Origin of the sequence: Prosthecobacter sp. SYSU 5D2, assembly GCF_039655865.1 — a bacterium.
Taxonomy (GTDB): domain Bacteria; phylum Verrucomicrobiota; class Verrucomicrobiia; order Verrucomicrobiales; family Verrucomicrobiaceae; genus Prosthecobacter.
Genome location: NZ_JBBYXL010000006.1, coordinates 231,204 through 244,116, shown reverse-complemented (window position 1 = coordinate 244,116; position 12,913 = coordinate 231,204). Strand labels below are relative to the sequence as shown.

Here is a 12,913-nt window from a genome sequence, read left to right as displayed (position 1 = left end):
CGTGGACGAAGAAACCAACCTCCTAGACCGTGACCGCCTTTGCGCCGGCCAGTGGCGCAAGCTGCGCTCCATCCTGCTGGCCGTGACGGCGGCGGACGGCTTTTACGTGCCCAAATTCAAGGCCGCAGGTGTCGTCGTCTCCGCCATGGACGGGGTGGAAGATTTCATCCGCCAGATTCCTTTTACCACCAAAGACGAACTGCTGGCGGACCGTGTGGCCCATCCACCCTTTGGCACCCACCTGACTCAACCACTGCAAAATTACACGCGCTTTTGCCAGACCAGCGGCACCAGCAGCGGTCAGCCTGTGGCCTGGCTGGATACCTGTGAAAGCTGGGAGTCCATGCTGGCCTGCTGGCGGCGGGTTTATGAGGCCGCCGATCTGGTGAAGGGAGTGGACCGTATTTTCTTCGCCTTTTCCTTCGGCCCCTTTCTCGGTTTTTGGACTGCTTATGAGGCCGCCAGCGGTCACTACCTGTCACTTCCCAGCGGCGGTCTTTCCAGCCAGGCCCGGTTAGAAATGATGGCCCGTTATGAGGCTACGGTTCTCTGCTGCACGCCCACCTATGCTCTTCGTCTCGGAGAGCTCATTGGTGAAGTCAGCGGCGTATTCCTGGAGTCCCTGCGCATCCGCAAAATCATCGTTGCCGGAGAGCCTGGAGGGAGCATCCCGGAGGTGCGCGCCCGTATTGAAAAGCTGTGGAATGCCCGTGTGTATGACCATCATGGCATGACGGAGGTGGGCCCTGTCAGTTACGAGCTCACCGAGGCACCGGGGCTCTTGATGGTCCTTGAAGAAGCTTACCTGGCGGAGGTGATTGATCCCGCCAGCGGCCTGGAAGTGGCCGATGGTGAGCACGGAGAACTCGTCCTCACCACACTCGACCGCGCTGCGGGGCCCTTGCTGCGCTATCGCACAGGCGACTGGGTGAAAAAACGTCTTTGGAATGGCCGACTTGCCCTGGAGGGCGGGGTGCTCAGCCGGGTGGATGACATGGTCGTCGTGCGCGGGGTGAATGTCTATCCCAGCGCCGTGGAAGCCGTCGTCCGCCAGTTCAGCGAGATCATCGAATTCATGGTGGAGCAGCGCAAAGTGGATGCCATGGACGAGATTGAACTGCTGATCGAAGTTCCTGGCAACGTCCCCAAGACACTGCTCAAACGTCTTGAATCAAAACTGCGCGACACCTTTTCCATGCGCATCCCCGTGCGCCTGGCAGATCCGGACAGCCTGCCGCGTCATGAATTTAAGGCACGCCGCTGGAGAAAGATCTGAATTGCCATTCCCTGGCATGATCGGGCACTGTGGAAGCGTTGATAGCCCAGCCTTTCATGCACCTTCGTTTATCCAGTTTTCTCTTCCTCAGTGCCGCCTGCCTCAGCCCGGCGGCAGATCCCTTGCCTGGCCACTCCCTGCATGGCGAGGCCTTCAATGAGGGGCCTCGTCAGGCTGCGGTGCTCATTCCTGGCACCGGAAAGGTGGACTTCGCCATTTCTTCGAAAAACGCCGAAGCCAAAAAGTTCTTCAATCAGGGCATCGGCCAGCTTCATGGATTCTGGTATTATGAGGCCGAGCGCTCCTTCCGCCAGGTGGCGGTGCTGGATCCTGAATGTGCCATGGCCTATTGGGGCATGGCGATGGCCAATGTGAACAACGACGCCCGTGCCAAAGGATTCGTCAAAAAAGCGGTCGCTTTAAAAGGCAAGGCCAGTGCCCATGAAAAGCTCTGGCTGACCACGCTGGAGAATTTTTATAAAGAGGACAAGCGCGACAAAAAACAACGTGCCCTGGATTTCATCCGGGACCTGGAAGCCATCGTCCAGGAGCACCCTGAGGACGTCGAGGCAAAGGCCTTCCTGGCGTGGAAAATCTGGCATGCCAAAGGCGAGGCCCCCATCAGCAGCCCGCAGGCTGTGGACGCTCTGCTAGACCAAGTCTTCGCCGCGAATCCTGAGCATCCGGCCCATCATTACCGCATCCATCTTTGGGATGGCAGCAAGCCCGCCCGAGCTCTGAAATCCGCCGCCCAAAATGGCCAGGCTGCACCGGGCATCGCCCACATGTGGCACATGCCAGGACATACCTTTTCCAAACTGAAAAGATACGACGATGCCGCCTGGCAGCAGGAAGCCAGCACCCGTGCCGACCATGCGTATATGATCAAAAACTGGGTGCTGCCGGACCAGATTCACAACTACGCGCATAATGAGGAGTGGCTTGTCCGCACATTCAATGAGCTTGGCCGTGCCAAAGAAGCCATCGCCCTGGCCAAAAGCCTGATCGCGAACCCCCGGCATCCCAAATACAACACCCTGGCCAAAGGCAGCGCCAGCTACGGGCGCACCCGCTTGATCGAGACACTGCTTAAATGGGAGATGTGGGACGAGCTTCTGGCCGTCACGGACAGTCCGCTAATCGCTGCTGTGGACGATGCCAGCCATGAGGTCACGCGCCGTCGTGCCCGCGGCATCGCCTTTTATGAAAAGGGCGACCTCAAATCCCTCGACATCAACATCGCTCATCTTGATGAATGGCAGTGGAAAGCCAAAAAGCAGGCGGCTAAGAAGCCGAAAATCGGCGCCAGCAAAGGGGCGAAAAAACCTGAAGCCGCCGCTTCGGCTGCGGCCGAACTGCGCGCTCTGAGGGCGGTCCTGGCGGGCACCAAAGATGCCTCGGCAAAACTCAAGGCCGCCACTGAAATGCCCAAAGAGAGAGCCGCTGTCCTGTGGCTGAAACTGGGAGACAAAAAACAGGCGGAGGCCAGCCTGAAAGGCATGCCGGAGGACATCCCAGGCCTGGCGGCCAAGGCGGAAACTCAGGCGGCCCTTGGCAAAATGGAAGAGGCTAAAAAGACCCTCAAGCAGGCTGGCAAGCTGGCGTTCTCCATGGATGCGGACTTGGCCGTGGGCGGACGTTTTGATGCGCTTGCCTCTCGACTCGGCCTCAAGGACGGCTGGCGTGGACCCGCACCCAAACGCGATGACAGCGGTGAACGTCCGGCGCTAGACACCCTGGGGCCGATGCACTGGCAGCCGCCCGGGGCTCCCAAATGGGAAGCGCTGACCCTGGATGGCAAGCCGGTGGACAGTTCTGTCTTCGCAGGAAAGCCGCACATACTCCTCTTCTATCTTGGCAGTGCTTGCGGCCATTGCATGGAGCAGGTGAATGCCTTTAACAAGGTCGCTCAGGATTATGAAAAAGCGGGCATCCAGCTTGCCGCTGTCACCCTGGAACCCATGTCCCTGGCCGGCCGCATCACGGAGCAGATGAAAACAGGGCAACTGCCTGCTTTTCCCATCTATTGCAATCCAGGGCTGGAGATGTTCAAGAGCTTCCGCGCCTACGATGACTTTGAAGAGGAGCCGCTGCACGCTGCTGTTCTGGTGGATGCCCAAGGCAGGCTGCGCTGGTGGGATGTCAGTTGGGAACCGTTTTCAGACACCGGTTTTCTGCTGGCGGAATCACAGCGCTTGTTAAGCCTGGAGTGATGATTTCCGGCGAACCCTTTATTGTATGAAAGTGTCGCTTTGCGGGGTGACCGTGCCGCATGCCTGTTGCCTCTATAGTTTTTGACACCCGGAGGGGTAAAACAAGACGTTGACTCAAAAAGCATGACACCGGCAAACAAAGCCGGTGGCCATGAACCCAAAAAATCAAAGAAGAGACGCTGCCGCGCCTGCGGCAGCGTTATTCCGGGTGCCATATCTAATTTCTCACACCCTTCCAGGGCGGCTTGCGCTGGTATCACTCCACGCCCATGACTTCCTTCAAATAGCTGATGCTCTTGCGGGCGATGTTTTCCGGGCCGGGGCTGTAGTCGAAGACTTCGACGGAGAGGTAGCCCTGGTAGTCCACCTCGCGCAGGGCGGAGATGATGGGTTCATACTTCACCTCACCCATGCCGGGGCCGAGGAGGTTGGGATCGTTGGCGTGGAAGTGGACGAACCAGTCTTTGCTGTCGCGGATGATGTCCGCAATGGGTTTGCCTTCATCGCTCATGGCTTTGACGTCCAGGTGCAGCTTGCAGCTTGGGTGGTCCACCATCTTGCATAAGCGGATGGTTTCCTCGGCGTTGTTCAGGAAGTTAGTTTCTTTGCGACCCAGGGGTTCCATGGCGATGATGACGCCGTATTTGCCAGCTTCCTCAGCGACGGCACGGACGGAATCGGCGGCACGTTTGAAGGCGTCTTCGTATTCCCATTCAGGCAGGGTGTTGCGGGCTTTGGGGCTGCCCCAGACCATGATGCGGCCGCCGGTGGTGGCGCAAAAACGAGCTAGGTGCTGGCCAAATTTAGCGGTCTCTTTGCGCTGAAGTGCATCCGGGGTGGTGATGTGAAACCAGGTGGGCTTGGTCAGCAGCCAGTGAAGGCCGAGAATTTCCAGGCCAAAGGAGGAGGCGATGTGGCTGAGGCGGAGGGCATCGGCTTCGGTGAGTTCACGCGGGTCCTCTTTAAGAGTGAAGGGGGCCAGTTCCAGGGCGTGATAACCGGCGGCTGCGGCATCTTCGCACACTTTTTCAAAGGGCCAGTTCGGGTAGGTTTCGTTACAGATCGCAAAGCGCATAGGGCATCCAGAGTCGGATGCGCTCAGGCGTGCGTCAACCCTGCTTTTGCCCGTCCAGATGGGAGAAGAGCTGCTCAATGGCCTTGGTGATTCGATCCCTGGCGGTGAGCTTCTCCATCCAGGCTTCTGGAATGCCTTCCATGCCGGTGGCAGCGCCCAGCCAGGCACCGACCATGCTGGCGCGTCCGGCATTGTCACCGCCTGCCTTGATGGTGCTCAGGACAGCGACTTCAAAGCAATCGTGGTGCCGCCAGGCGGCGTGGAGGGCTGAGGGGAAGCTTTGTGGCAGCGGGCAGCTCTGGCCATAACGGCCGGTGGCGGTGATGACGTCCATCTCCCGCAGCATATAGGCAAATTCAAAGTAGTCCGAGCCGTCGCAGCTCACTTCACGTGATTTACGGGTGAGCTCAAAGGCATCGCGAAAAGGGGTGCCCTGAAGCAGGGTGCGCAGCAGCATTGCGTGGGCGGTAGCACAAGCGATGGCGGTGGGATGGTTTTGGGTGACGAGGGTCAGCCTGCGGATGGCGTCTGCGGTTTGAATAAAGTCATCTTGCAGATAGGAAATGACAACTGGAGCCAGGCGGCTGACGGTGGCGAGCTGATCGTCATCGGCACCGTTTTGGAAATTGCCGGGCTCTTTTTGAAGATGCTCCAGGGTCTCACGGGTGGCATGGTCAAGGTAGCTGCGGCATGAAGGGCTGCTGAAATGGCTTTCAAAACGCATGCCGAAGTCGCTTTCACGAAAACGTCCTCCGCAGGCGGCGAGAGATTCCAGCAAGAGCAGGGCGGCATCACCATAGTGGGTCTGGTCGCCGGACTGCTTGCCTTCGTGATAATGGCCTTTTTTTGGGGTCTCGAAGCCCTGAATATTCGGGTGCTTTTTGGCCAGGTCGTCCAAATCATAAATCCAATGCGTGCCGAGTGCGGCAGCATCGCCAACGAATTGCCCCCATAGGGCAGCTTGAAGACGGGACGAAGGAGAAATCACGGTCCCTGTCTGTGCCCCAGATCGTGAGTGAGGGCAAGTCTGGACGTGTGAATGTTTCCTTCATTTGGGTGCCAGGGTCACTCTTACTGTACAGTGTTTATAGCTGGGCTGCCGGCTGTGCGGATCCACGACCCAAAGGGTGAGCTGGTTTACGCGGGCATCGTGCATAGGCAGGAAGACCTGCCCCTCGCCGACAGCGGGAGAGAGGCGGGCCTTGGTGGTCAAGGATGCCCTGCGGGAGGTGACGATGACTTGATCATTGTCGCGAATACGGAGCGTGGCGGCATCTTGCGGATGCAGGTCCAGGAAGAGCTCTTCAGGAGCCAGCAGGCTCAGGACTTTGGATTTGCCGGTGCGCGTTTCGGTGTGCCATTGGGCACTGGTTCCACGGCCGGTCAGGAGGACTAGAGGATAGTCCTGGTCGGGCATTTCCGGTGACTCTGTAGAAACGTCAAAGATAAACCTGGCACGTTGGTCTGGGGTATAGAAAAGGCCGTCGGAGAACAAACGACGCTCGGTTTCAAAGGAGGATGAGGCTTCTTTAAGCGGCCACTGCACGCCGCCACTGGATTCGATCATGGCATAGTCCTGAATGCCGGTGATGTCGCAGGGCTGGTCCTGGGTGCAGCGCTTCATGACCTGGAAGGCAGCCTCAGGGGATGTCCATTCAGCAAACATGTCATCCAGGCCCCAGGCATGGGCGATGAGACGGAAGATGCGGAAATCGCTGAGGGCCTGGCCGGGAGCGCGGCGCACCTGGCGGCTGAGGCCGATGCGGCGTTCGGAATTGATAAAAGTGCCTTCTTTCTCACCCCAGGCGGCGGCGGGCAGAAAGAGGTGGGCGCGCCGGGCGGTCTCCGTGGTGGCATACATGTCCTGCACGACGAAGAAATCGAGCTTCGACAGCAGGTCGTTGAAACGGTTTTGGTTAATCCAGGAGTGGCTGGGGTTGGTGGCGATGATCCAGAGGGCTTTGATCTTTCCGCTTTCGATGCCTTCCAAGATCTGGTCGTAGGCGAGGCTGGGCTGGTCCGGGATGCTTGCCACGGGGATGCTCATGGCCTCAGCTATCTTTTCGCGATGGGCGGCATTTTTGAAGTCGTGTCCGCCGATGAGGTTGGTGGTGTTGGAAAAGAGGCGGGAACCCATGGCATTGCACTGGCCGGTGATGGAATTGGCACCGGTGCCAGGATTGCCGATGTTGCCCGTCATGAGTGCCAGATTGATGATGGCCTGGGCGGTGCGGGTGGCCTGATGGCTTTGGTTCACCCCCATGGTCCACCAGAAGGAGACACGTGGCGTGCCGCTGCGGATGGTATCGGCAAACCGCTGCAACTGCTCCGTGCTCAGGCCTGTTTCGGCGGCGACATGCTCTGGGGTATAGGTTTGAATGAAGGTGGCAAATTCGTCGAAGCCGGTGGTATGAGAGGTGACAAAGGCGGTATCCAGGGCTCCATCCCGGATGAGCAAATGGGCGATGCCGTATAGCAAGGTGAGGTCGCTTTTTGGCTTGATGGCGTAGTGCTGGGTGGCGGCCATGGCGGTCTCCGTCATGCGGGGGTCCACCACGATGATTTCGGGCTGGCGCTTGTTCCTCAACACGCGCTGCCACATGATGGGATGGGCAATGCAGGGATTGGCCCCGATGAAAACGAGCACGTCGCTCTCCTCAAAATCAGTATAAGTGAAGGGCGGGGCATCAAATCCAAAGCTTTCTTTATAGGCTGTCACGGCCGTAGCCATGCACTGGCGGGTATTGCCATCGCCATGGATCATGCCCATGCCAAACTTGGCCAGGGAGCCGAGGAAGGCCATTTCTTCACACATGATCTGGCCGGTGCTGATGAAGGCGGCGGACTCGGGTCCATGCTCGGCCATGACGGCTTTCATGCGGTCGCAAAAGACCTGCATAGCGGTTGGCCAGTCAACGGGTTGGTTATTGAGCAACGGGGTGGTGGCGCGGTCGGGGGAATCGAGGGGAGTCAATGCCTCCCAGCCTTTCGGGCAGGCGGTGCCGAGATTGACGGGATAATCCGGATCCGGGGTGGCATTGATGGCGATGCCGTCTTTGAGATGCAGCTTTAACCCGCAGCCGGTGGAGCAGAATCCGCAGACGGATTTGGCCGTGCCATTGGGTTGCAAACGCCGGGGAAGCGGGCCTAACCCGAAGCGTGACGGCTCACGTACAAGATCCGTGGTCAGCGGGCCGTTCCATTCGCGAAAGGTGGGTGCGGGCAGGGTGATCATGAGCGGTCAGTTTCCTGGCATCTTGGAGCCTGCTGAGGCGGTGAAAAAATACAGCCGTTCAAGGATCTGGCTTGAGAAGGTCAGTGTGACGGAGAGGGTGAAAAGAACGGGTGCGTGAAGGCCTCCAAAAATCATGACCGGAAACAGGAAGCCCGTTGCAGCAAGCAGGAAGCGTCTTGCCTCGAGGTGCCTGGGGTGGAGCTCCTCCAGGATGCGGGCGGAGCGATGCCAGGAGCTTTTTTCATCCGCCAGGGCTATGGCGTTTTGCTTCATCTCAAACAGTGAGACCAGCCAGCGAAAGCCGAGTGTGCAGGCAATGGCGGTACACATCATGGGGAGGTCCATCCAGCTCCAGACGACACCTGCCAGACCGGTGCCCAGGAGCAGCATGGTGCCGATGAACTTGCCTGCGGTGAGGTGGAGCGACCAGTAAGGGCGGCGGGTATCCACATAGACCATGATGGAGGTGATGACGGCCACCAGGCCCATGAGGGCGGTGCCGGTGACGGTGAGCTTCAGCAATTGAAGATCGCCCCACCACCAGGCGGCCATGACGGCGGAGCCCGCACCTGCGAAGCCACCGAAGGCCAGGATCTCACGTGAGAGCCAGGACTTCCTCCAACCCATGAAAGCGCGCCAGGCTTTCAACGGCTGGCCGAGATGAAGGACGCTGAGGTGGATGCCGATGAAACCGACGAAAAAGGCCACGGCACTGGTGATGCCGGCCTGGTGCAGCGTGAGAGCATCCATCCAAAGGGCAACTGCACAGGCGATGAAGGCTCCGGCGCTCATCTGCGTCATCACCAGCATCCAGGAGAGCGGGGTATGCGCATGGTCGCGCTCCAGATGGCCGGCATCAGCAGCGCGTGCATAGTCGGGCATGGAACGCTTGCTGACGTAACGGGTGGTGGGGCCGGTGTAGCTGCTGTCAAAGGCACCGGTGATGATGCTGCCGCGCCGGGGGATGTCTGATACTTTGACGGCAACGATTTTGATGGCTTCATTGGGGCAGGCTTGCACACAAGCAGGGGCTTCGCCTTCGGCCAGGCGGCCCTGGCACATGTCGCACTTGCGGACGATGCCACGCTTCAGGTTAAACTTGGGGACGTCATACGGGCATTTCAGGATGCAGTAACTACAGCCGATGCACTGGTCATCCAGATGACGGACGATGCCGGTGACGGGATCCTTGTCATAAGCCAGGACGGGGCAGCCCTCCGCACAGGCCGGATCTGCGCAGTGATGGCAGGCGGTGGTGACGGTCTGCAAATAAGGCTGCTTGCGTGTGCCGACCAGCAGGCCCATGTCGCGCCAGGATTCATGGTCATCCAGGCCGTTGAGAGAATGGCAGGCGGCCACGCAGGCCTTGCAACCGGTGCAAGCATCCAGATTGACCTCAAAGGAATATTGCTCCCCCGGCTGCGGTTGGGTCAACGGAATGAGATGGGAGAAGCGAGTGGCCGGGGTGGCCTGATCGTAGGCCTCTGAGAATAGGGTGACGGGGGTTCGTAACGTCTGCTGTTCTTCCAGCAAGTTCTCCAGCAGCAGGGCATCCAAGGTGGTTGATGCATGAGGACCGCTGCCGTTGGCAGCCTTTCGGCTGCCAGGGACAGGGTCGGCAAGATCAAACAACATATGATTAGGATGATTATTGGTTAGACGGCTTCACAGAAGATTTCCTGGAGCTGGCCCACCGTGTGGCGGTTGCAGAAGCTATGGAAGGATTCGTCGGCTTCGCGCTTCTGTTGGTAGCCTTTCAGCATGGTCTCCAGCGTGCTGCCCAGGGATTCAAAAGGGACGCCACTGAAGATCTGGCGGCCGATTTTGCGGTTCTCGCCGAAGCCTCCACCGACGGTGATGTGATAACCTTCGCCGGACTCGGATTTCACCTTGGTGCCGAGCAGGCCGATGTCCCCCATGAAGTGCTGGGCGCAACTGTGGGCGCAGCCGGTGAAGTGGATGTTGACGGGCCGGTCCAGCTTCACCCGCTTGTCCAGATACTCCATGATGGCGATGGCGTGGCCTTTGGTGTCGGTGGCGGCAAATTTGCAATAGCGGTTACCCGTGCAGGCGACGAAACCGCTTTTCAAATTCGACTGCTCACAGGGGAGTCCCAGCTTGCGGAGGGATTTGGCCAGGGTGGCGGCATAGGCGGCTTTGACATTCGGGATGATCAGGTTCTGCCACACGGTGAGGCGGACCTCGCCGGAGCCGTAGCTGTCGGCAAGATCTGCGATGCGATCAAGCTGCCGGGCGGTGAGCTGCCCGACCGGCACGCTGGCTCCGACATAGACCAGGCCTTCCTGCTTTTGCGGATAGGTGCCGACGTGGGAGTGGCCTTGCTGGGAGAAGCTCCGCATTTCCTGGATGGGGGAGGTGGGGGCAAGGCGGGTGAGTTTGAAGGGAAGCAGTTTCTCCGTTTCGGCAAGCACGCCTTCCAGGCCCATGCCTTCGACGACGTATTTGAATCGGGCCTTTTTGCGGTTGGTGCGGTCACCGTGTTTGATGAAGACCCGCAGCAGGGCCACCATGACATCATTGAGCTGCTCGGGCTTGACGATGACGCCCCAGTCGCTGGCAAAAGTCTGGTGGCCGGTGACGCCACCCAGGGCAATGCGGAAATAGATGCCTGGCTCAATGCTATCGCCGTTTTCAAGAATGCGGACAGCGCTGGCACCGATGTCATTGGTATCCTCTACAGCGCTGATCAAGCCGCCGCCGTCGTAGGCGATGTTGAACTTGCGAGGCAGGTCATAGAACTCTTTGGAGGCGATGATGAGCGTGGCCAGTTCATTGACCAGCGGGCGGACATCAATCAACTCATGCGGATCATAACCCGCACAGGGATTCATAGTGATGTTGCGGATGTTATCCGCGCCTGCGCCTTTGGAATGCAGGCCGCATGACTGGATGCGTCGCAGAACCTCGGGGCAGTTTTTGGGCTCGATGAGGCGGATTTGAAAATTGTTCCGCGTAGTGATTTGGATATAACCTGTGGTTAGGTCACTGGCGATCGAGGCGAGTTCGCGGAGTTGATAGCTTTTCACCACGCCGCCCGGGATGCGCAGCCGGCACATGTAGCCATCCTTGACGGGATTGAGCCAGAAGAGGCCGTTCCATTTGTAACGGAAAACGGATTCTGGTTCGGGCTTGGCATTCCAGCGTGCATCCATGACCAGTTGCTCGATGGCATCAAAGGGATGGAGTTCGCGTTTGATTCGCTCCTCTTTGGTGAGGTCATCGAGCGAGGGGCCTTCAGAAATGGGGGCCTTGGCGGCGGGGGCGGAGGACAGATCTCCAAAGCTGACACCACCGGCGGAGATGCCCGCGAAGAATCCTTCGAGGTAGCGTTGTTGCTCCGGCGAAAAGTCTTTGCCAGGCGAAGGTGGGGCGGCAAGGGCGGTCATAGATGAAAGGGGGACAAGGGTGAGAAAATGATGAGTGCGGGCTCAATACACATCCCGTTGGTAGCGCTTATTTTTCTTCATGTCGGCGACGTAGGCGGTAGCTTCATCGGCGCTTTTGCCACCAGCGGTCTGGATGATTTCGTGGAGGGCGGCGTCCACATCTTTGGCCATGCGTTTGGCATCGCCGCAGACATAAAAATGGGCACCTTCTTCGAGCCATTGCCACAGCTCGGCGGCGGCGGTGAGCATGCGGGTCTGGACGTACACTTTTTCTTCCTGGTCGCGGGAGAAGGCGGTATCGAGGCGGCTGAGGACGCCTTTTTGCACCCACTCGATGATCTGATCGTGGTAGAGGAAGTCGGTGGCGCGGCGTTGGTCGCCGAAGAAGAGCCAGTTTTTGCCCGGGGAGCCGGTGGCTTCGCGTTCTTCCAGGAAGGCGCGGAAGGGGGCGATGCCGGTGCCGGGGCCGACCATGATGACTGGCTTGGTGCGGTCGGTGGGCAGGCGGAAATGCTTGGCGACGTGGAAGAAGATGCCGGTGGTTTCACCGAGCGGCAGACGCTCCGCAAGGAAGGTGCTGGCGACGCCTTTATGAACGATCCCGTGGACCTCATAACGGACGGCTCCAACGCAGAGATGGACCTCTTCCGGATGGGCCTTGAGGCTGGAGGCGATGGAGTAAAGACGCGGCTGAAGCTTGCGCAGATTGGTGACGAAATCGGTCACAGGTCCAGGATTGCCGGGCGTGACCCCGTGCAGGTGACGGACGTCATAATGGCTGATCATGGCATCGCGCAGAGAGGCGGTGCCGATGTCTGGAAGCGAGACTTCGGTTTGGGGATCAAAGCCGTGCGCGGTGATGATGGAATCCACCACTTCAGGGCAATTTTTGACATGGACACCGAGGGCGTCTCCGACTTCATAATCTAGACCGGAGCCGGCGAGTGAGAATGCGATGTGGCGGGTATCCTTGGCGCTGCCGGTGGCATTGAGCTCCAGGTTGGCAATGAGCGGAGCCTGGAAGGGATTCTTTTTGGAGTAACCGGATTCTTCGACGGTTTCAGCAGTGACGATGGGATCTGAAGAGGCGGGCAGTGAAAGGGGGGTGGTGCTTTCCAGGGCGGCGAAGGCGGAGCTGCTCCAGGTTTTGGCAAGGTCGTCAAACTCCACGTCGCAGTCCACGCGCTGGACCACGCGCATGGCACCAAGTTCGGCAAGACGGGCGTCTATTTTTTTGCCGGCGAGACAGAAGGTGTCGCCGTAATTTTTATCGCCGAGGGCAAGTACGCTGTATTTTACGCCGGTGAGGGCGGGGCTGCTGCCGTTTTGATTGATGCTGTCCCAAAACGACATGGCATTGTCCGGCATGTCGCCTTCACCCCAGGTGCTGGTGATGAGAAGCACATTTTGTTCGCGGACAAGGTCGGCCGGTTGCAACGAGTCGAGGCCTGCTGCGCGCGCAGCAAAGCCCCGGCCCGTCGCTTCCCTGGCCAGCCGCTTGGCCAAACTTTCTGCATTGCCGCTCTGACTGCCGAAGGCAATCAGCAGCGGCCGTGTCTCCACCGGGGCCGTCAATGCCGCAGATCCTGCTGACTCCCCCCGGCTGAGGATACCGGCGAGGAATCCGTTCAGCCAGGCACGTTGTTCAGACGTGAATGGAGCGTTTTCTGGGATGAGGGGGACTTGTGGCATGACGGCTGAGAAGTG

The 12,913-nt window shown here is 59.1% G+C and carries 8 protein-coding genes; 2 read left to right on the top strand and 6 right to left on the bottom strand.

Annotated features, from left to right (window positions below; translation table 11 throughout):
- Position 1: 1 nt before the first annotated feature.
- Positions 2-1,276: an AMP-binding protein gene (locus tag WJU23_RS11985; protein WP_346332810.1), complete on the top strand. Its 1,275-nt coding sequence runs from the start codon at positions 2-4 to the stop codon at positions 1,274-1,276.
- A gap of 56 nt (positions 1,277-1,332) precedes the next feature.
- Positions 1,333-3,489: a redoxin domain-containing protein gene (locus WJU23_RS11980; RefSeq protein ID WP_346332809.1), complete on the top strand. Its 2,157-nt coding sequence runs from the start codon at positions 1,333-1,335 to the stop codon at positions 3,487-3,489.
- Between the two features lie 256 nt (positions 3,490-3,745).
- Here the strand turns inward: WJU23_RS11980 and WJU23_RS11975 are convergent, their stop codons facing one another.
- From WJU23_RS11975 to WJU23_RS11950, 6 genes are read right to left on the bottom strand one after another with little or no spacing between them, the layout of a single operon-like run.
- Positions 3,746-4,564: a sugar phosphate isomerase/epimerase family protein gene (locus WJU23_RS11975; protein WP_346332808.1), complete on the bottom strand. Its 819-nt coding sequence runs from the start codon at positions 4,562-4,564 to the stop codon at positions 3,746-3,748.
- A gap of 34 nt (positions 4,565-4,598) precedes the next feature.
- Positions 4,599-5,552 carry an ADP-ribosylglycohydrolase family protein gene (locus WJU23_RS11970; RefSeq protein WP_346332807.1) on the bottom strand — a complete coding sequence of 318 codons (954 nt, stop codon included), beginning with the start codon at positions 5,550-5,552 and terminating at the stop codon, positions 4,599-4,601.
- Positions 5,553-5,612: 60 nt separating this feature from the next.
- A complete protein-coding gene (locus WJU23_RS11965; RefSeq protein WP_346332806.1) occupies positions 5,613-7,799 on the bottom strand; it encodes a nitrate reductase in 2,187 nt (728 codons plus the stop codon).
- A gap of 6 nt (positions 7,800-7,805) precedes the next feature.
- Positions 7,806-9,434 (bottom strand): DmsC/YnfH family molybdoenzyme membrane anchor subunit, encoded by a 1,629-nt coding sequence (locus tag WJU23_RS11960; protein WP_346332805.1) that lies wholly within the window; start codon positions 9,432-9,434, stop codon positions 7,806-7,808.
- Between the two features lie 20 nt (positions 9,435-9,454).
- Positions 9,455-11,206: a NirA family protein gene (locus WJU23_RS11955; RefSeq protein ID WP_346332804.1), complete on the bottom strand. Its 1,752-nt coding sequence runs from the start codon at positions 11,204-11,206 to the stop codon at positions 9,455-9,457.
- A gap of 42 nt (positions 11,207-11,248) precedes the next feature.
- A complete protein-coding gene (locus WJU23_RS11950) occupies positions 11,249-12,898 on the bottom strand; it encodes a flavodoxin domain-containing protein (protein ID WP_346332803.1) in 1,650 nt (549 codons plus the stop codon).
- Positions 12,899-12,913 lie beyond the last annotated feature (15 nt).